This window comes from Bacillus sp. S2(2024), from assembly GCF_050474045.1.
Classification (GTDB): Bacteria; Bacillota; Bacilli; order Bacillales; family Bacillaceae_G; genus Bacillus_A; species Bacillus_A yunxiaonensis.
In genome coordinates this window covers 1568229-1588975 of record NZ_JBFLUS010000003.1, presented here as the reverse complement: position 1 = coordinate 1588975, position 20747 = coordinate 1568229, and the positions used below count along the sequence as shown (strand labels likewise).

19 protein-coding genes and 2 pseudogenes are annotated in these 20747 nt (G+C 34.3%); 8 read left to right on the top strand and 13 right to left on the bottom strand.

The window, feature by feature from the left end; genetic code table 11:
• Nucleotides 1-227 precede the first annotated feature (227 nt).
• Nucleotides 228-1268 (top strand): YkvI family membrane protein, encoded by a 1041-nt coding sequence (locus AB1284_RS07885; protein ID WP_429750342.1) that lies wholly within the window; start codon nucleotides 228-230, stop codon nucleotides 1266-1268.
• Nucleotides 1269-1316: 48 nt separating this feature from the next.
• Here AB1284_RS07885 and AB1284_RS07880 read toward each other — a convergent pair whose 3' ends face one another.
• The 6 genes and pseudogenes from AB1284_RS07880 to rsgA form a co-directional block, all read right to left on the bottom strand.
• Nucleotides 1317-2135 (bottom strand): methyl-accepting chemotaxis protein, encoded by an 819-nt coding sequence (locus AB1284_RS07880; RefSeq protein WP_429761872.1) that lies wholly within the window; start codon nucleotides 2133-2135, stop codon nucleotides 1317-1319.
• A 120-nt stretch (nucleotides 2136-2255) separates the two neighbouring features.
• Nucleotides 2256-3155 (bottom strand): annotated as a pseudogene (locus AB1284_RS07875) (HAMP domain-containing protein); the annotation flags it as partial.
• 826 nt (nucleotides 3156-3981) lie between these two features.
• The gene (locus AB1284_RS07870; protein ID WP_429750343.1) at nucleotides 3982-4353 is read right to left on the bottom strand and encodes a DUF3979 family protein; all 372 of its coding nucleotides are present in this window, start codon (nucleotides 4351-4353) and stop codon (nucleotides 3982-3984) included.
• A gap of 228 nt (nucleotides 4354-4581) precedes the next feature.
• Nucleotides 4582-5400, bottom strand: a complete 819-nt coding sequence (locus AB1284_RS07865) for a methyl-accepting chemotaxis protein (protein ID WP_429761871.1) — start codon at nucleotides 5398-5400, stop codon at nucleotides 4582-4584.
• 120 nt (nucleotides 5401-5520) lie between these two features.
• A pseudogene (locus AB1284_RS07860) lies at nucleotides 5521-6420 on the bottom strand (HAMP domain-containing protein); the annotation flags it as partial.
• Nucleotides 6421-6900: 480 nt separating this feature from the next.
• The gene (gene rsgA / locus AB1284_RS07855) at nucleotides 6901-7953 is read right to left on the bottom strand and encodes a ribosome small subunit-dependent GTPase A (protein WP_429750345.1); all 1053 of its coding nucleotides are present in this window, start codon (nucleotides 7951-7953) and stop codon (nucleotides 6901-6903) included.
• Between the two features lie 311 nt (nucleotides 7954-8264).
• Between rsgA and AB1284_RS07850 the strand changes: the two genes are divergently transcribed.
• The 3 genes from AB1284_RS07850 to AB1284_RS07840 all read left to right on the top strand — a co-directional run bounded on the left by AB1284_RS07850 (nucleotide 8265) and on the right by AB1284_RS07840 (nucleotide 9259).
• Nucleotides 8265-8612 carry a DUF4257 domain-containing protein gene (locus tag AB1284_RS07850; RefSeq protein ID WP_429750347.1) on the top strand — a complete coding sequence of 116 codons (348 nt, stop codon included), beginning with the start codon at nucleotides 8265-8267 and terminating at the stop codon, nucleotides 8610-8612.
• Between the two features lie 84 nt (nucleotides 8613-8696).
• Nucleotides 8697-8921, top strand: a complete 225-nt coding sequence (locus AB1284_RS07845; protein ID WP_336484368.1) for a hypothetical protein — start codon at nucleotides 8697-8699, stop codon at nucleotides 8919-8921.
• 50 nt (nucleotides 8922-8971) lie between these two features.
• Nucleotides 8972-9259: an ArsR/SmtB family transcription factor gene (locus tag AB1284_RS07840; protein ID WP_429750349.1), complete on the top strand. Its 288-nt coding sequence runs from the start codon at nucleotides 8972-8974 to the stop codon at nucleotides 9257-9259.
• Nucleotides 9260-9349: 90 nt separating this feature from the next.
• Here AB1284_RS07840 and AB1284_RS07835 read toward each other — a convergent pair whose 3' ends face one another.
• The 3 genes from AB1284_RS07835 to AB1284_RS07825 all read right to left on the bottom strand — a co-directional run bounded on the left by AB1284_RS07835 (nucleotide 9350) and on the right by AB1284_RS07825 (nucleotide 12822).
• Nucleotides 9350-10300 carry an NlpC/P60 family protein gene (locus AB1284_RS07835; protein WP_429750351.1) on the bottom strand — a complete coding sequence of 317 codons (951 nt, stop codon included), beginning with the start codon at nucleotides 10298-10300 and terminating at the stop codon, nucleotides 9350-9352.
• Nucleotides 10301-10715: 415 nt separating this feature from the next.
• Nucleotides 10716-11882 (bottom strand): transglutaminase domain-containing protein, encoded by a 1167-nt coding sequence (locus tag AB1284_RS07830; RefSeq protein WP_429750352.1) that lies wholly within the window; start codon nucleotides 11880-11882, stop codon nucleotides 10716-10718.
• A 166-nt stretch (nucleotides 11883-12048) separates the two neighbouring features.
• Nucleotides 12049-12822 carry a YwqG family protein gene (locus AB1284_RS07825; RefSeq protein WP_429750354.1) on the bottom strand — a complete coding sequence of 258 codons (774 nt, stop codon included), beginning with the start codon at nucleotides 12820-12822 and terminating at the stop codon, nucleotides 12049-12051.
• Between the two features lie 248 nt (nucleotides 12823-13070).
• Between AB1284_RS07825 and AB1284_RS07820 the strand changes: the two genes are divergently transcribed.
• Nucleotides 13071-13226, top strand: coding sequence for a YjcZ family sporulation protein (locus AB1284_RS07820; protein WP_429750355.1), 156 nt, complete (start codon nucleotides 13071-13073; stop codon nucleotides 13224-13226).
• A gap of 102 nt (nucleotides 13227-13328) precedes the next feature.
• Nucleotides 13329-14297 carry a patatin-like phospholipase family protein gene (locus tag AB1284_RS07815; protein WP_429750357.1) on the top strand — a complete coding sequence of 323 codons (969 nt, stop codon included), beginning with the start codon at nucleotides 13329-13331 and terminating at the stop codon, nucleotides 14295-14297.
• A gap of 196 nt (nucleotides 14298-14493) precedes the next feature.
• Here the strand turns inward: AB1284_RS07815 and AB1284_RS07810 are convergent, their stop codons facing one another.
• Together AB1284_RS07810 and AB1284_RS07805 are read right to left on the bottom strand one after the other, a co-directional pair.
• Nucleotides 14494-14661 carry a DUF3933 family protein gene (locus tag AB1284_RS07810; protein WP_429750358.1) on the bottom strand — a complete coding sequence of 56 codons (168 nt, stop codon included), beginning with the start codon at nucleotides 14659-14661 and terminating at the stop codon, nucleotides 14494-14496.
• 35 nt (nucleotides 14662-14696) lie between these two features.
• Complete coding sequence (locus AB1284_RS07805; RefSeq protein WP_429750360.1) at nucleotides 14697-16148, bottom strand: PLP-dependent aminotransferase family protein; 1452 nt, start codon at nucleotides 16146-16148, stop codon at nucleotides 14697-14699.
• Nucleotides 16149-16539: 391 nt separating this feature from the next.
• Between AB1284_RS07805 and AB1284_RS07800 the strand changes: the two genes are divergently transcribed.
• Together AB1284_RS07800 and AB1284_RS07795 are read left to right on the top strand one after the other, a co-directional pair.
• Complete coding sequence (locus AB1284_RS07800) at nucleotides 16540-17154, top strand: LysE/ArgO family amino acid transporter (protein WP_429750361.1); 615 nt, start codon at nucleotides 16540-16542, stop codon at nucleotides 17152-17154.
• Nucleotides 17155-17233: 79 nt separating this feature from the next.
• The gene (locus tag AB1284_RS07795; RefSeq protein ID WP_429750362.1) at nucleotides 17234-18202 is read left to right on the top strand and encodes a DMT family transporter; all 969 of its coding nucleotides are present in this window, start codon (nucleotides 17234-17236) and stop codon (nucleotides 18200-18202) included.
• Between the two features lie 160 nt (nucleotides 18203-18362).
• Here the strand turns inward: AB1284_RS07795 and AB1284_RS07790 are convergent, their stop codons facing one another.
• Nucleotides 18363-19055: an MgtC/SapB family protein gene (locus AB1284_RS07790; RefSeq protein WP_429750364.1), complete on the bottom strand. Its 693-nt coding sequence runs from the start codon at nucleotides 19053-19055 to the stop codon at nucleotides 18363-18365.
• 288 nt (nucleotides 19056-19343) lie between these two features.
• The gene (locus AB1284_RS07785) at nucleotides 19344-20348 is read right to left on the bottom strand and encodes an LCP family protein (RefSeq protein WP_429750366.1); all 1005 of its coding nucleotides are present in this window, start codon (nucleotides 20346-20348) and stop codon (nucleotides 19344-19346) included.
• Nucleotides 20349-20747: the final 399 nt, after the last annotated feature.

Below are 20747 nucleotides of genomic sequence, written 5' to 3'. Positions count from 1 at the left end.
TTAGTTGAACCAACCCTTGTGGATGGACCCTCACCTCGAGATTCAGAAAAAATAAAGAAGACAGGTAGGGAATAACTGCCCATAAGAATCCAATTAATCGTGCTTTCCATCAGTAGAAATGAAGGAAATTTTTACTGATGGAAGCTTCACTTTATCCCTATTTACTCTGAATGTTAGGGTGAGGGTGCAAGATAAATCAAACGCATCATACAAGAAAGAGGGATTAAATGGATAATCAACAATGGAAAGTAGCAAAGAAAATTGCTGCTACTTATATAGGTACTGTTGTTGGAGCTGGTTTTGCAACAGGAAGAGAAATCGTTGAGTTCTTTACAATCCATGGTACATACGGAACAATTGGTATTTTGGTAAGCGGTGTTTTCTTCATTTGGTTAGGTACAAAAATGATGATGCTTTCCTCACAAATCGGAGCATTTTCTACTCAAGAATTTAATAAATATTTATTTGGAGATATCTTTGGTAACGTTGTAAATATTTTATTGCTTCTCGTATTATTTGGTGTAACAAGCGTCATGCTTTCCGGAGCTGGAGCGGTGTTTGAAGAACAACTTCGCCTACCAAGACAGCTTGGTATCTTTATAACGATACTTGCTTGTATTGTAATTGGTAGCAGAGGATTACAAGGAGTTTTTGAAGTCAACTCGCTCGTCGTACCAATTATGATGATTTTTATTGTAGGACTATCTATTACAACCTTCTTTCATGATGCAACTTCTCTTTTCAACATAACACCTTCTGAAAATTGGAATGTCAAATGGATTACAAGTCCAGTCACATATGTTGCACTCAACCTCTCTCTCTCCCAAAGTGTACTTGTACCATTAGCAAGTGAAGTGAAAGATCAGCAAGCTATTAAATGGGGGGGGATATTGGGGGGAGCGGGTCTTTGTTTAATTTTGTTATGTAGTCACTTTGCTATTTTATCTGTTGAACAATTTTATCAATACAATATTCCAATGGCAGAAGTTGTACGCCGCTTCAATGCTACTTTTCATTTCTTTTTTGTGTTAATTATTTTTGGGGAAGTATTTACAACACTTGTTGGTAATGTATTTGGTATGACAAAACAGCTTCAGTCTATCACTGGTTGGAAAAGTAACATCATTATTTATTTCATCTTACTAATTAGTTATTGCTTTAGTTATATCGGTTATAGCGAATTACTTCATATGCTATATCCTGTAATTGGCTGGATTAGCTTAATTCTTCTTCCAATTATCGCTTTCAAACAACAGCAAAAAACATAAAAAAACATCCGTTAGTAACGGATGTTTTTTTATTCACGCACTTTTTCATTACACTTTAAATCGTTCAATTAACACTTGTAACTCTTCAGCCATTTGTGATAGTGTTCCAGCTGCTGAACTAATCTCTTCGATAGACGCTAATTGTTCTTCAGCCGATGCTGCTATACTTTGTGTACTAGATGCATTATTTTGTGCTGTTACCGCAATTTCACCGACTGACACTGACACTTCATCTGCCCCTTTGGACATTTTTTGTGCTACCTCAACCATACTACCGATTTGTTTTGCAATTTCATTTGTAGATTGAAGTATTTCTGTAAAACTTTTCTTTGTTTCATTCGCAATGAGAATACCAGACTGTACTTCTGTATTTACATGATTCATAGAGCTAACTGTCTTGCTCATATCTTCTTGAATTTCTGTAATTAATTTTCCAATCTCGTTTGAAGATGTGCTAGATTGTTCTGCCAATTTACGAACTTCGTCCGCAACAATCGCAAAACCTCTTCCATGTTCTCCTGCTCGTGCTGCTTCAATTGCGGCATTCAATGCTAATAAATTCGTTTGATCAGCAATATTTTGAATCACTTCTAATATATCACCAATTTGTTTCGATTTATCAGCTAACAATTGAATGACTGCATCAGATTCTGAAACTGACTCACGGGTGGATTGCATTTGATTTACTGTTTGTTCAACAAGTTTGTCCCCAGCTTCTGCTTTTTCACGTGTATAGGCGGAGGAATTGGAAATAGCAGAGGAATTATCCGCTACAAACTGAATTCCTTCTGTCACCTCTTGAAGCAATATCGCTCCTTGTTCAACACCTTTTGTTTGTGTTGCTGCGCTGCTTGAAACTTGGTCCATTGCCGCTGTAATTTGCTCAGTCGCTTCACTCGCTTGTCTCACACTTGCCGTTAATTCTTCGGAAGCAGCCGCTACCTGTCCGGCTGAAGAATTAATTCTTGAAATCAACTCACGTAACGACTGAGCCATTTCATTGAAGCCTTTTCCAAGCTGTCCAATTTCATCATTCGAGCGCACTTCAATCGTTTCTGTTAAATCACCTTCACTAATCCTATGGGAAGAAATTACTAATTGTTTTAAAGGCTTCGTAATAGAACGTGTGATGAAGTAAATAATGGCTCCTCCTAATATGAGAGAAATTGCCGCAATTAGTAACGTATTATAAAAAATAGGTTCTGCCGCTTTAATAACTTCATCTGTATACATCGTACCACCGATTTTCCAACCGGTTTTTATATTTGTTGCATATACCATTTTCTTTTCTTTATCCCCATATGAATATGAAAACGTTCCATGATTTGTTTTATACATTGGTTTCGCCCAAGCATCAGGTGCTTTTGTAGCCGGCTTCTCTTCCGGATGGGCGATAACATTTTGGCTTTGATCTAGAATAAATGCATATCCCTTTTTACCAATGTTAATCGTTTTTGTTGTTTTTAATAAATTTTCAAGCTTCAAATCAATACCGATAACGCCACTGCCATCATCTAATTTTTTGGCGATTGTAACAACAATCTGCCCGTTTGATTTAGCTTTGTAAGGTTGTGTTAGAATAATACCTCCATTTTTTTTCATTGCATCTATGTACCAAGGGCGCTCTTTCGGATTATACCCTGCAGGCATTTGCACATAAGGCTCTTCTATAAACACCCCATTATCAGTTCCTACATAAATTTGCATTACTTCAGGGTGTAAATTTACATATTGCGCAAATAGTTTCCTAATATTTTCTCCATTTTCCGTTTCATACATATTACGCTGAATTATTTTAGAAAACTGTGTAACATCATTATATCTTGCGTCAATCATGTCATTAATTACATTATCTAATATTTTTATATTGTCATTAGCACTACTCATAATTTGATTTTCAAAATTCTTCTTTGCACTTTGATAAGACATGGTACCAATTATAGAAACAGTAGAAATTAAAATGACAAAAAATGAAAGTAGAAGTTTTTTTCCTACATTCATATTCTGAAATGGTTGAAACAACTTTGACATACAGATCCCCCTTTATGTTCTCTCCAAGATGATAATTTAAAAGTATATGAAATGAAGAAAAAATATGAATGAGTGGAATATATGACATTTTTCGACTCATACTTTGTAAATTTTATATAATTAATTTCTTTTTGTCCATATATAGGTATATATTAATTTAAAATATAAAATATAGAGATTTACTTCTAACAAAACTTCCCCCCGTACTATTTTCTTTCCCACACTTTTACTTAGTTGAACGAATCAGTCGCATGCCAGAAGTTATTCTCACCTAACTTCTATCGATTTTTTAAAATCTTGGGGAGAAAAAATGCTAATAAAAATGTCAATATCTTGCTAATCAGCATATATTTCAACAGCAAATTAGCAAGATAAATAACAAGCAAAAAACGCTCAAATTTCTGAGCGTTTTTTGACGAAATATTTTACTATTCTTTACTCCGTTTGATTTATATTCGAAACAGTTTTAGCACTAGTTTTAACAACACCACGTAAATTTATGTGATAGTTTCAATTTGTTTGCATATTGATGTGCTAATTATTATGCTAAATTGACTAAAACATTGATATAACAACAAAAACAGGGACAACAATTCATATGTAAAGTGTTGTCCCTAATTAAGTTGTTATTTATTGTTTTCTCCCCAATAACCGAACCCGTTAATTAGGAACGGATGTTTTTTTACTCACAATCTTCACATACTTCCCAGTACAATCCCATTTCAATTGCAAGAAATGGTTTTAACTGTAGTCGAATCATGCGACTTGGCATACGATCTAATACAAATTGAAGGGTTTCCTCTTCTTTTATAATATCCACCTTTTGGACAGCAATACGTTGAATCGTTGTAATCGGCTGACCATCTTTATATAAAACGAGACGAATCTCATCATCTTCATTAAAAAATAATTCTATAATTGTACCTTTCGATAATATTTCTTCTGTTATAGAATACGCACCATTTTCCTCTTGAATGTAATATTTCCAGCCTCGATTATTTCCAGCTTCTTGAGGAAGAACTTGAAAAAATGATGCAATCTTCTCATGTAGCATAACATAACCCCTCTCATACCTCTTGCTCATTATACCCTATTCTATATAGTACATTTATTGTACCACAAATGACTGTAACAGCTGTATTTTCCCGTCCGAAACTATATAGTATTAATACTCATAAAATAAAAAAGATGACATACATCATCTCTTTCACTCATTAATAAGCTATTTTTATCATAACTAAAACGAAAAGTGCGTGGATTACTTTTTCCACGCACTTTTTCATTACACTTTAAATCGTTCAATTAACACTTGTAACTCTTCAGCCATTTGTGATAATGTTCCAGCTGCTGAACTAATTTCTTCAATAGAAGCTAATTGTTCTTCAGCCGATGCTGCTATACTTTGTGTACTAGATGCATTATTTTGTGCGGTTACCGCAATTTCACCGACTGAAACTGATACTTCATCTGCCCCTTTGGACATTTTTTGAGCTACCTCAACCATACTACCGATTTGTTTTGCAATTTCATTTGTAGACTGTAGTATTTCTGTAAAACTTTTCTTTGTTTCATTCGCAATGAGAATACCAGACTGTACTTCTGTATTTACATGATTCATAGAGCTAACTGTCTTGCTCATATCTTCTTGAATTTCTGTAATTAATTTTCCAATCTCGTTTGAAGATGTGCTAGATTGTTCTGCCAATTTACGAACTTCGTCCGCAACAATCGCAAAACCTCTTCCATGTTCTCCTGCTCGTGCTGCTTCAATTGCGGCATTCAATGCTAATAAATTCGTTTGATCAGCAATATTTTGAATCACTTCTAATATATCACCAATTTGTTTCGATTTATCAGCTAACAATTGAATGACTGCATCAGATTCTGAAACTGACTCACGGATGGATTGCATTTGATTTACTGTTTGTTCAACAAGTTTGTCCCCAGCTTCTGCTTTTTCACGTGTATAGGCGGAGGAATTGGAAATAGCAGAGGAATTATCCGCTACAAACTGAATTCCTTCTGTCACCTCTTGAAGCAATATCGCTCCTTGTTCAACACCTTTTGTTTGTGTTACTGCGCTGCTTGAAACTTGGTCCATTGCCGCTGTAATTTGCTCAGTCGCTTCACCAGCTTGTCTCACGCTTGCCGTTAATTCTTCCGAAGCAGCAGCTACATGTCCTGCTGAAGAATTAATTCTTGAAATCAAATCACGTAACGACTGAGCCATTTCATTGAAGCCTTTTCCAAGCTGTCCAATTTCATCATTCGAGCGCACTTCAATCGTTTCTGTTAAATCACCTTCACTAATCCTATGGGAAGAAATCACTAATTGTTTTAAAGGCTTCGTAATAGAACGTGTGATGAAGTAAATAATCGCTCCTCCTAATATGAGGGAAATTGCCGCAATCAGTAACGTATTATAAAAAATAGGTTCTGCCGCTTTAATAACTTCATCTGTATACATCGTACCACCGATTTTCCATCCGGTTTTCGCATTTGTTGCAAATACCATTTTCTTTTCTTTATCCCCATATGAATATGTAAACGTTCCATGATTTGTTTTATACATTGGTTTCGCCCAAGCATCAGGTGCTTTTGTACCCGGCTTCTCTTCTGGATGGGCAATAACATTTTGACTTTGATCTAGAATAAATGCATATCCCTTTTTACCGATATTAATCATTTTTGCTGTGTTTAATAAATTTTCAAGTTTCAAATCAATACCGATAACACCGCTGCCATCATCCAATTTTTTAGCAATTGTAACAACTATATTTCCAGTCGTTTTATCCTTATAAGGCTGTGTTACAACAATACCACCATTTTTTTCCATTGCATCTATATACCAAGGACGCTCTTTCGGATTATAACCCGCAGGCATTTGTACATTTGGTTCTTGAATAAATGCTCCGCTATCAGTTCCTACATAAAGTTGTATTATCTGAGGATGTAAGCTTACATACTGGGCAAGCATTTTCCTAATGCTCTCTCCATTTTCTGTTTCATGCATATTACGCTGAATTACTTTGGAAAAATGCGTAACATCATTAGATTCTGCGTCAATCATTTGATTAATTAAATTATCTAATATTTTAACATTGTCACTGGCACTACTCATAATTTGATTTTCAAAATTCTTCTTTGCACTTTCATAAGACATACTACCAATTATAGAAATAGTAGAAATCAAAATGATAAAAAATGAAAGTAGAAGTTTTTTTCCTACATTCATATTCTGGAATGGTTTAAACAACTTTGACATACAGCTCCCCCTTTACGTTCTATCCAAGGTGATAATTTAAAATTATATAAAATGAAAAAACAGAAAATATAATACGAATCAATAAACTATATGACATTTTCCGATTCATTATTTGTAAATTTTATATAATTAATTTCGTTTTGTCTATATATAAAGATAATATTAATTTAAAATATAAATACATTAAAATAAAACATTGTATATAGTACAATCTTCAACGATGATTTCACGCTTATCTTCTTTGACTTCTTAAAATCTTGAGAGAGGCGCCTTACCGTCTGTTAATGCGGGATAAAAAGAAAACTCCAAAAGCACATGCCTTTTGGAGTTTTCTTTTTATTTTTTCTGTTTCATTTGCTTCGCAATCTTTTTCCACTTTTCACGCTCCGTACGAGCCAAAAGAGCATCTTGTTTTCTCATCGCGTAAGCAATTTCTTTTTGCAATTTTTTATAATTGAAAAATCGCGCTTCTTCTAATGTTCCCTCATCAAGTGCAATACGAATTGCACAACCTGGTTCATTTTCATGTTGGCAATCACGAAAACGACATTTTTTTGCAGCTTCTTCAATGTCAGAAAAGGTTGCGTGCATCGCTCCGCTTCCTTCCCAAAGCTGCAATTCTCTCATTCCTGGTGTATCAATAACAAGTGCACCAGTTGGTAATTGGAACAATTCTCGGTGCGTTGTCGTATGCTTTCCTTTACTATCACTCTCACGAATTTCACCTGTTTTTGCCACTTCATTTCCCATTAAAGCATTCAATAACGTAGACTTCCCTGCTCCAGAAGAACCAATAAGCGCAATCGTTTTTCCTGGTTGTAAAAACCGTTGTAACGTCTCTATTCCTGTTTGATGCAGACTATCAACCGCAAAAATAGATGCACCAATTGCAACAGCCTCTGTTTCCATCACCTTTTGCTGTACATCTGCACATAAATCACTCTTTGTCAAAATAACAACAGGCGTTGCTCCGCTCTCGTATGCTAACAGTAAATAACGTTCAATTCGTCTCACATTAAAATCAGCATTTAAAGCATTAACTAAAAAAAGATAATCCACATTTGCTGCGACAATTTGTTCCTCCGTTTTCTCCCCAGCTACTTTTCTTGAAAAAGAACTTTTTCTTGTAAGCACACCATGAATAATTGCTTTCTTTTCTTGTGGCAGTTTTGTTATACTTACCCAATCACCCACTGCAGGGTAATCACCTTTCTCAATTACTTCATATCGAAATTTCCCTGCTAGCTCGGCTATATATTCACCATCTTCACATATAACCCGATACATATGTTTATGTTCTAATAAAACACGGCCTACTTCATATTGCTCCAATAATTGGTCTTCAAAATATAAATCCCATCCAAATGTTACTAAATGATTACGATTCAAATTCGTATCCTCCCTAAAATGTATACTGCGGAAGGATATAGCGATTCTTTACAAAGCTCCGCCCATTCCTTCCGTATTTGCACTCATCGTATGAATCATATAAACAATCGTCATAATACATCACTCCGTTCTCGTTAGATTTAATTTTATTATATGAAATTTCAATTTAAATATCTACCATTTATGACAGAATTTTCAGTACAATAGAGGTACCCACCCTAAACCAATTTTCTCAATATATGGTATATCAAGTTCTAAAAGGAGTATCTGTAATATAAACAGAATTGTATTTACTAAAAGGAGTGGATTTGATGGATATGTATTCGTGGCTAACGGCTCTTCTCGTTGGTGGAATTACCGGTTTTGTTGCCCATCTTATCAATCATCAAGGCAAATTGTTGCTTCCACGCCGATTAAAAACCTTTTTCCATCTTGGTTTTTTTGCTGATATTATTACTGGTAGTCTTGCTGCACTATTAGGTCTTGTTTTATTTGACGCGACAACAATGAAAGAAATTATTAAAGTTGCAATCGTTACTGCAATTTCTGGTCAAACATTTTTACTCCATCAAGCACTTGGAGGAGAACAAGCAAAGAATATACAAATAAATAAAGCAAATGAAAAAATTCAAGAAATTGACAAATTATTAAAACGTTAATATGTACTATAAATAAGGAATTGTTGATATAATGAAAAATAAAATTCTGAATTGAAGTGTCTGTCAGAAGAGAGGGTGTTTCGTATGACAAATAAAAAGATAGAAGATTTCTTAACAGACCCTGAAAAAGAGGAGCTGATAGAAAACTACAAATGTTTACGAGAAGCCCGCACAAAACAAGAAGCAAACTATTTTGGTGAAGCAGTAAACAATTTGTTAGATAAAGCAAAACAACGCATTATTAAAGAAGCTGGTATGAAAGATGAAAATGCTGCAACGATTCAATCAAAACGAAAAGCACTGTTTTAGTATATACATGAAAACAGTGCTTCAACATTTCAGTTTACATAACATTTTTATTGTTTATTATAGAACCCGAAACTACTTTTTGCTTTGTTTCAGATTCTATGCTTCTTATATTCCCGCTTCTTTTAAATGTAAATAGCGAAAATACATACAAGCTAGCTGTAAACATTCCGATTGCTAAATCCACACTATCTCATCACTTTAAAGTATTACGAGAGTCTGGTGTTATGTATACAAGAATCGAAGGGACACAACGTTTCATCTCTATTAGGACAGAAGATTTAAACAAGAGATTTCCTGGATTATTAGACACTATTTCACAAGCGACAGAACCTTATTAATAACACAAAAAAGTCTATTAGTTCATATTACTAACAGGCTCTCAATTCATATAATCAAATAAATTTATATAATTATATGAATATATTATTTTAAAATCTTCCATACCCTAAAAAATGATTACTCGTATACGAATCATTTACACTAGCAGTTCTAACCCCATCATTATCAGCATGAATATATTTTCCATTTCCTATGTAAATTCCCATATGGGAAGGACCTGCTTTATATGTATTTTGTAAGAATACTAAATCTCCAGGTTGTGGTGTACTCACTTCCCTAGCTCTATCCCAATATGAAGCAACATCCATTCTACTTATTGAATAGCCATTTCGACTAAATACATAATAAATAAATCCACTGCAATCAAATCCTCCAGGAGCAGATCCTCCCCATTGATATGGAGTGCCAAGTTGCCGCTTCGCAAGTTCTACAATACCATTGGCAGTGTTCACCCAATAACCATTTCCATCAAATGAATAAGATACACCTTCAATTGTAAGTTTTTCATTTGTGGCTAGTCCGTAATTTCCTGGAACATAATATACCCATTTCCCATTCAACTTTTTCCAACCTTCTTGTACTTCTAAATATCCATTCTCATCAAATTGATACCATCTTCCGTCAATTTTTTTCCAACTATTCACAACAATGCCCTTATCGCCTTGATAATAAACCCATTGTCCGTTTAACTTTTCCCAGCCTGTTTTATTGACTAAATAACCATTCCCATCAAATTGATACCATCCACCATCAATATATTTCCAAGCATTTGTTACAATTCCATTAGTTCCTTCATAATACATCCATTGTCCGTTCAACTTTTCCCAGCCTGTTTTATTGACTAAATAACCGTTTCCATCAAATTGATACCATCCACCATCAATATATTTCCAAGCATTCATTACGCGCCCCTGATTATTGTCTATATAATAGACCCAAGCCCCATTCTCTAGTTGAACCCACCCTAATTGATTTGCAGCCTCTTTTACCGGTTGCAGTTTGTCTTCACCATTAGCAAACGCAGTTAGTGGTGCGCTCATACATAGAACACCCACAGCTAAAAATGTATTTTTTATTTTTTTTAAATTCATCGATACCATTTCCCTCTTTCAAATTTATAATCTATTATATAAAAATATGTAAAGTGATATATTTTAAAGTGAAAATTTTTCAGCGAAAATATATAATAACATTAACAATATTACCAATAATTACGTCATATTCCAAGAAAAACTGAAATTTCATATGACGAATAATGATGAAATTCACTTAATCTATCAAAAAAATAATCATCATTATATAATGATGATTATTTTTACGTACACTAGTTCTTGCCTCCTCTACTAAATCTTTAACAAGTTATCACTTTTTATAGCAGTCAGTAACACTCTAACATTCAAAATATATTTGCACAAAAAAGAAGAGCATCTTTAATTAGATGCCCTTCCACACAATTTAATAAGCAAATGTAATTGTTAATAATGAATATCCATCTTGCCCTTGATAAGGAGCTACCTGGTATGATACTCTCTTTGCTCCTTTTGGCCAAGAAATTTCATTCAATACCTTCTTAACATCATGCATGGTGTGATCGACTGTTTGATGGTAACGAAGCTCTACCTTTTCTTGTTTAGATGTAAATTTTTGCTGTAATTTTTGCTTTAACTGGTTGTAATCTTCCGCCCCAAATTCCGGTGCTAAATAAACAAGATTTGTATCTGTTAATATTTGTTGATAGCTAGAGGACTTCTTACTACCTGCTTTAATTTTTGTCGTTAACTCATTATAATAGTTTGTATTTGCAACTGGATATTTACTACGATCCCATTGATGATCTTTACTCATTTGCTCATCAGACAAATTAAAATAAGAATACATAACACGTCCCTGTTTATCTGGAACTGGATCATCAAATGTCGTATCGAGGTGGTACCATTTACCATCAATACTTACAAGATTCCATGCATGTGACTGACCATTTCCAGTTCCTATTACAATATGAGATTGAATTCCTGCTTCTTTTAATAGCTGATAAGTTAATAATGCATACCCTTGACAAACCGCCGAACGATTGACTAATGCGTCATATGCGGTGTAAGAACGAAGCGATGTGTCATATGAAACATGCTTCACTACATAGTCATGAATGGCTTTTACTTTTTCATTCTCATCCATTCCAGTTGTAATAATTGAATTTACAATTGATTTCGCTTGTTTCATTACATACTGTGATTGCTCTTTCGTTTCACGATATGAAATATTTAGTGTAAATGAGTAATTCCCTGGTAAACCACGAAGCGAAAACTTAGCGTTGCTTACATTGTATTTTAAATATTCATCTTTTTCTAACGTTTGATTATAAGCCTGCACCAATGTATCCAAAACCTCTTGTGCATTAGCATGTTTCGTCTTATATTTAATTGTAATATTTGTTTCATGGTTATTTAGATGTTTTTGTAAATCTTGTTGAAACTCTGTAATCAATTTCGAATCATTTACAGAATTAGCCGTCTCTCCTACTTGTTTTGTAGCAGCATATGAGACTGAAGGAATATGAAGCGCTCCAGTTATAATAGCTGAACAAAGTGCCACAGTAGATACATATTTTATAGATTTTTTCATTTCATCACATCCTCGTAACATAAAATAATCTTAAACTAGCTTTCTTACATATCTCAACTATATACGAATTTTCACAAAAAAGAAAATCCGATTTTTTACAATTATACAACTCAATTCAATTATAAAAGCAGCTTCCGTTATACACGTGAAACTGCTTCTTTTTACTTTATAAACTTTGCAAAATACAACAAGCCTTCTCAAAACGTCGCTGCTTTACATCTTCATTTGCAATACAGAAATATAACATTCCCATATCACCCCACATCATGTTCAAATGTTCCTCATCTGAATCTACTTGAAATAATAATGTTATCTCGCTATGATGTACACCTAAATATTCCTGTGCTTCTTCAAACACTTCTGTTTGAACTGAAAATGGTGTACCGAAAATTTGATGATTGTCATAGTAATCAGGTATTAATTCCTCTAACAATTGTAAGAAACGATCCGAATCATCTTCGTCCTCAATAAACAAATCTGGAAGTTTTTGCGCTATTTCAAATGTAACCCTACATTGAGTATATTGTGCCTTCACTTGATTCGTTTTTTGTACATCATCTATTTCTCCTTCATAATATAAAACACGCCAACCTTCTTTTATATTTAAATTTCCATATACTTCGCAAAGAGCCTCCTGCTTATCATCAGCAAAATAGAAAAAATATAACATGCCACTTTGAGGCAAATCATTCTTCATACCTACAGCTTGAAGTTCAGCTAAATTAAACTGTGCAACAAAATGAAGAGGATGTCCTTTATATGTAGGATAGTCTAACGTTGTTGGTAAATCCGGATATCCTCCCACTTTTGAACACCCTACTGGTAATACCTCTTCTTGTTTTGGTACTACTTTTATACATTCAAATGCTGTAGCCAACAACTCATCTTTTATATGAGTCAATTGATATTTTTCAATTAATTCTTCAATATGTTTCGTCATAAAAACTCCTTATTTAACTTGATTTCCTACATCATATCACAAAATGTAATCGTGTTTCTTTCACGTTTTTCTTTATTCATATCTATACCCATTATGAAAAAAGGCTTGTTCGTCATAATCGAAACGCTTCCTTATTACATAATATACAGTGTTCCTACAAACATGCAATCTCATCATCACTTGTAATACACCCTCATAAACTTCACTTTGTTCACCCAAAAACTTTTCATATTAAGGAGGAAATAAATATGGGTTACGGATATGGATATGGCCCCGGTTGCGGAGGATTCGGATACGGTGGCGGAGGATGCGGATGCGGATTCGGCGGTTTTGCTTTATTAATCGTTTTATTTATCCTTCTCATCATCATTGGAGCTAGCTGCTTTGGAGGCTTTGTCTGCTAAGTAAACTTTAACAACTATTGTAAAAAAGCACGCACTTGCCGTGCTTTTTTGCTGTTTATTTCATATACAAAAATAAATAATGGATCGAAAGGAATTATTTTCATGAAAATAGATGGTGTCTTTGAAGGAGGCGGAGTCCGAGGAATTGCACATGTCGGAGCAATCTGTGCATTAGAAGAGCATAATTATGAATGGGAGCGAGTCGCTGGTACATCAGCTGGTGCTATTATCGCAGCACTTCTTGCCTGTGGATATACAGGAAAAGAATTAAAAACAATTATAAATGGGGCTGATTATACAAATTTCATTACAAAAACATGTATAGATAAAATCCCTATTATCGGAAAAGGAATAAATGTATGGGTTAAAATGGGGATATATAAAAATGATTTTATAGAACAATGGTTAGAAAATTTATTATCTAAAAAAGGTGTGCATTGTTTTAGTGACTTACCTAACCCTGAAGGCTTAAAAATTATTGCTTCCGATATTAGTAATGGTAAAATGGTCGTTTTCCCAGACGACTTACTACATTATGGATTTCCTAATAAAAAATTTTCTATTGCAAAAGCAGTGAGAATGAGCGCTACAATCCCTTTCTTTTTTCAGCCTGTTAAATGGAAAACTCCTAAATGGAAGCAGCCTTGCTATATAGTCGACGGAGGCATTCTCAGTAATTATCCGATATGGATTTTCGACTCACCAAATATTCCACGTTGGCCTACCTTTGGATTTCATTTTGTGAAAGACGAAATTCAAGCTGAACCTGTTCATTACGAAGAACCTATTTCGATGTTTAAAGGGCTATTTAAAACAATGATGCAAGCCCACGATTTACGTCATCTCAGCACAGAAGTAAGAGCACGTACTATTAAAATCCCTACTGGAAATATTACTAGTACCAACTTCCATTTAAGTGATGAAGAGAAAGACTGGCTTTATCGCTCCGGTTATCAAGCAGCTGAAAAATTTCTACACTCCTGGAACTTTAAACAATATATAAACCAATATCGAACTGGATCTCCACCTAGTACTACAAGTAGTCGAACCAATACTATCGACAAACAATAAAGTGAAACTTCCATCAGTGTTTTTTTCATCCTCCACTGATGAAAAGCTCTCACCAATCAGGCACATGCCAGCAGTTATCCTCCACCTATCTTTTTTATTCTCTACAAATGTTGAAATAGAGGTCTTGTTGCTTGCACAATAACTAAATAATTTATTGTGCAAGCGTAAAAAAATGGTAACCATCTCTACCATCTTTTTACGGATATTGCAATCCCTCTGCTTCTTCCTCTGTAATAACGATATAGCGTTCTCCAGTCCTTAATCCTAACAGTTCTGCTTTCTCAATTGCCTCTTGCTTTGTTTCTGCATAAGCGGCTAAATATTTTGTTTCATTAATAATTTGGCAAATTACATAGCGGTTCATTTTAGTTCTCCTTCGACATCGTATTTTACATTTCTTTATTGTTGTATTTCTTTTATAATCATCGCTAATTTCTCAATCCCTCTTTCAATATCGTATAAGGATGCATATGAGTATGAAATTCGTAAATACTGATTAGAATTTCGATCATACAAATTTCCTGGATTAAGCAAAATCCCTGCCTTTAAAGCTTTATGAAACAACTCCTGGATAGAAAATACGGGGATTATATGCAGCCATATGTAAAAGCCTCCTTTTGGTATATCCCACGTCGCAATATGTGCAAAATGCTTTTCCAACGCTTGTAACGCAACGTCTCTGCGTGTTTGCAACTCTTTTCGAATATAGCCTAAATGTTCTTCATACAATCCACTTAAAAACCAATGCGCAGCAACTTGTTGCGACAAAGAACTAGATCCATAATCTGTCTGCATCTTTATATCTGCTAATCGTCCAATCACCGGCTCTGGTCCTACAATCCAGCCAATTCTCAGCCCAGGACTAACTGTCTTAGACATACTTCCTACATAAAGAACATTCCCATTTCTATCATATGCTTTTAATGGTTTCGAAGGTAAAGAGTCCATCCACAAATCTTGATACACCCCATCTTCTATTATAGGCAATCCAATCTCATTGCAAGTTTCCATAAGAACTTGTCTTCGCGCTTCATTCATTAAAATACCAGTTGGATTATGAAAAGAAGGAATCGTATAAAGAAGTGAACCATGGAATTGTTTTTTATATTTTGAAACAAGCGTTGGTTGTACTCCGTTTTGATCCATTGGAATCCCAATTAACCGCATCCCTGCAGACTGAAAAATATTAAGAGAAAATAAATAAGAAGGCTTTTCTACTAGAATCGTTGCCCCTTTCTGTAATAATCCCATAGAAATTAACTGCAAAGCCTGTATGCCACCTGATACGACTAAAATAGATGAAGAAGATGTCTGTATGCCTAACGTTTTTAAATACTTTGCTAGCTGTTCACGCAGTAAAATATCTCCTTTCGGTTCTTCATAGCCTAAAGGGATACTTTGTTGTGAAAGTGTACTTATAATACGTTGTGTTTTCTCTTGTGGCAAAAGTTCTGATGAAAGTTCACCTGTTCCTAATCGAATCATGCTTGAATCAAATTCTGCTCGGTTAATCTCTTGAACCGTTGGTAAATTAGGATAATGAAGCCCTGTCTCAACATACGAATTCCAATCAGGCAGCGATGAAGAAACTAGCAAGTCCCATGTATTGCTTATAACCCTCGTTCCTCGCCTCCCATTTCCTTCAATTAATCCTTGAGCAGCTAACTCATCCAATGCTGTTACAATTGTACTTCGATTCACTCTAAATGCATCAGCAAACACTCGCTGAGACGGTAATTTCGTTCCTATTGTCCACTCCCCATTGACAATTTTCATTTTTATATACTCTTCAATTTGCTTATATAAAGGAATAGAAGAAGATACATCTGGTTTCCACTCAAACCATTCCATTAAATCACTCCAACTAACTTTTTATACTTGTAGTATATACTTTGGTTGGTTCATCATCCAACCATATGGATGGATACAATTGATATTTTCATTTATATAATAAAACAAAACTTCCATCAGTTAGAAGTTTCTACTGATAAAGAGCTCTCATCAATCTTGATTTTATGAGCAATATTCTCCGCTTCCTTTAAATTTTGACATAGGAATGCGGGATAAGGTGAAACTTCCATCAGTGAGCGATTTTTTCACTGATGGTTAGTTGAACTAATCGGGCGCATGCCAGCAGTTATCCCCCACCTATCTTCTTCGCATCTCTCTCAATCTTGAGGTGGGGGTCTTACTGCCCGCAAATAGCGGGATAAAATTATAATTCTACATAGGAGGAGATAAAATGAGTGAAGCCATACTTCACGGAATTGTTCTTGCATTTGGACTTATTATACCTTTAGGGGTGCAAAATGTATTTGTTTTTAATCAAGGTGCTAGTCAATCTACCTTATTGAAAGCTGTCCCAGTTGTTATAACAGCGGCAATCTGCGATACTATTTTAATCTTAATTGCTGTGCAGGGCGTATCGCTTATGCTGTTAACATTTTCATGGTTAACAACTACACTCTATATAATAGGGTTTTTCTTTCTTCTTTACATGGGCTGGGTGATATGGAAAAGTGAACCTACTGTTTCCCAAAATGAAGTACAAACGATGACAATCCAAAAACAAATTGTATTCGCGGCTTCTGTCTCTTTATTAAATCCACATGCCATCTTAGATACGATTGGAGTAATTGGAACAAATTCTATTCAATACATAGGTGCTGAAAAATGGGCATTTTCCTTAGCGACAATTTTTGTTTCTTGGATATGGTTTATAGGATTAGCCATTGCTGGACGAATGCTAGGAAAAGTAGACTCATCCGGAAATAAAATCAAACTATTAAATAAAATTTCCGGTGTTATTATTTGGGGGGTTGCGTTTTATATGTTAGCAAAGCTTGTCATAAAGTAAAACAGCCGCTTGTATCAGCAGAAAAATCAGTTTATTATAGAAGAATTACTGGATTCTCAGATGAATTGAGGTGAACTGATTGCGTCCCATTTTTTTAGGTGTTTGTGCAGCATTCTTTTTTGCTTTTACATTTGTTCTAAACCGCGCTATGGAATTATCCGGCGGAAGTTGGATTTGGAGTGCGTCACTTCGATATTTCTTTATGGTTCCGTTGCTTTTGCTTATTGTTATGAGTAGAAAAAATTTACGTCCTCTTCTAAAAGTCATGAAAGAACAACCAAAAACATGGATATTATGGAGCATTGTAGGATTTGGATTATTTTATGCCCCTCTTTGCTTCGCAGCAACATATGCACCAGGTTGGCTAACTGCTGGGACATGGCAAATTACAATTATTTCAGGTTCATTACTTGCGCCATTATTTTCAGAAACGATTGAAACAGCAGATGGTCCAATAAAAGTTAGAGGTACCATACCATTTAAAGGTCTCGCAATGTCACTCATTATTCTTTTTGGTATTACTTTTATGCTATTAGAACAAGCTAATCACATTTCTTTAAAACATGTATTATTAGGTGTACTTCCTGTACTCGTTGCTTCATTTGCTTATCCACTTGGCAATCGTAAAATGATGGAAGTATGTACAGGGCGTCTAGATGCATATCAACGTGTATTAGGTATGACATTAGCTAGTTTACCATTTTGGATTTTGCTATCAATATATGGTTTCATTACTGTTGGTATGCCCAGCAAAGAACAGACAGTTCAATCTAGTTTGGTTGCCATTTGCTCTGGAGTAATCGCAACTGTACTATTCTTCCATGCAACTGATCTAGTGAGAGGCAATATGCAAAAATTAGCTGCTGTCGAAGCAACGCAGTCTATGGAGGTATTATTTACAGTATTTGGGGAATTAGTTTTATTAGCATCTCCATTCCCTTCTGCTTTATCGTGGTTTAGTATGTTTCTTATCATGCTTGGTATGATTTTACACAGCTATATTTCACAAAAAAGAAAAGTTACTCATAATCAGGAAATTAGCGCTTAAAACTTACAATCTCCATGTAAAAAGCCATGATAACATTGCCTCATCGGATGTTGTCATGGCTTTATTTTTCATTTCAAAAATGTTCCAAATTACCTATATACATCTGTTGTTTATACAGAATTTGATGTCCAAATTCTTGAGATTTCATATTACTACTAACTTATCTGCTTTCTACTTCCACTGAAACGCTTTGTTCCATCTCTTTTAAAGAGGTATATAAATCAGTTGTATATAACTTTTCAGAAGCTGATACCATCATTTCTAATTGTTGATAACCGCTATCTATATCTTTAATTTTCACACGTTTCACTTGCAAATTTAAATGCTTAATTTGTGTAAAAATTTGATTTAGCTCTTGATGCTTATTAACAACTATTTTTACTGATAAATCCCTTTGCCTCAAAGAATAAGGCCCTGCCAATTTAACAAGATATGGAAATACATTAATTGCCAAAATAATTAAGACCATTGCCACAGCTGCTTCTAAATAAAAACCTGCGCCAATCGCAATTCCTAAGCCTGATGCCGCCCAAACCATAGAAGCAGTTGTTAATCCAGAAATCACATCATTATTTCTCCGTAAAATAACACCTGCACCGAGGAAACCAACTCCACTAACAATTTGTGCTGCAAGGCGCATAGGATCCATATTCGTATGCCCTGGTGATGAATATACATTTACTGATTCAATAGACACAATCGTAATTAAACAACTTGCTACCGAAATCACCATACTCGTTTTCACACCAAGCGGTTTATTCTTTAGCGGTTTATTCTTTAGCTGTCTATCAATTCCAATTAACAGTCCAAGAAAGAGTGCCAGACCTAGTTTGAGTAAAAATTCAAATGTCATATTCATTTCCCCTTATTCATTTAGTATTATTGTTTTAAATTTTTTTATGGTGAAATAGTAACTATAACTGCTTTATACTTTCAATATTAGTCCTTTCTTTTCCTTTTTAAATTATTTCCTCAATTTTATTCGTAGACTCCGCTTCTTCCTCCGATTTTATAGTTAACTATCAAGCAAACGTTTCATTAAAATATCCTTATTCATTTTTTCAAAAATAAATATATCGAACTTTAAAAGGTGGCTGATTCAAATAGAAAAAGGTTGGCTTTTCGCCAACCTTTTCTCTATTTATTTAGATACCGATTTCTCTGTAATACCAAGATGTTCATTCAATTGTTTTGATATTTCTTTTACATTCTGTTCATTTGGTTGGTAATAATAAATTCCATTAATACGTTTGTCTGTGCCCTGTACTTGCATTTTTTCGATGTTTAAGTCTGTCCCTGCCATATTTTTCGCAATCGCTAGCATGTCATCAAATGTTAAGTTTGTTTTTAAGTTTTTATCAACTGCATCTAATAATGAGCTCAGCTTTGTGATTGATTTAACTGATAATGCTTTTTTTGCAATTGCTTCGATTACAAGTTGCTGTCTTTGACCACGCATTGCATCGCTATCGATTTTACGTGTTCTCGCTAACGCAAGCGCTTGTTCTCCATTTAAATGTTGATAACCTTTTTCAAGATGGATTGCACCAGCTTGGTCTTTGCTGTCTTGTTCAGTAAAGGTAACTGGCACATCAATATCAATACCCCCAAGTGAATCTACTATTTTAATAAAAGATTCAAAATTAAATTTCACATAATAATCAACAGGTACATTAAAAAAACGTTCAACCGTATCACGTGTACTTTCCACCCCACCAAATACGTGCGCATGTGTAATTTTATCTAATTTTTTTCGTGATGGAATATATACACGCGAATCGCGAGGGATACTTACTAATTTTACTGATTTATCATCTTTGTTAATCGTTGCCAATAACAAAGCATCAGTGCGAACAGCTTCACCGTATTGGCTTTTTCTTTGTTCGCTTTCATCTACTCCCATAATTAAAATAGAAATATTATCTTTTAAAGGTGCCACCTCTTTATCACGTTTACTAGACTTATTTATTTCTGCATAAGAATTACTTACAACCGCTTTCGCCTTACTATATATAAATGAACTGTAACTTATCCCGCCAATAATAAGAAGTACAAAGGGAATTATCAGAAACCATAAAAAGCTTCTTTTTTTGGAGCGCATGTTTTTCTTTTCACTTCTACTCGTTGCTTCTATATCTTCTGTCATTTCGACTCTCCTTTCAAAACACTCTCCCTTACTAGTTTAATTGAAATATAACATTCTTTGTATCGAATTACATTTCATTATCCTTACATTTTTGTAAGGATTTTTAAGCACTAATAATACCTCTTTACAACATAAAAAGTAACATCCACTTGTTATAACCTGATAAGAATTTAATCTAAAAAAGAATATTTTTTGGGATTTTCAAACGGTTTTTTCTTATTTGGCACTATTTCCAACAATCTTTATAGAATCATTTCAATCTTAGAACTACAGCAATTTCTTATACACAAATAGAAAAAACTGCATCTTTTACATAATTATAAACCTTCGAACTATCTCCACCTTCATATTATTAAATTTCAATATCGATATAAAAAAATATAACCTTCAAACATTTGA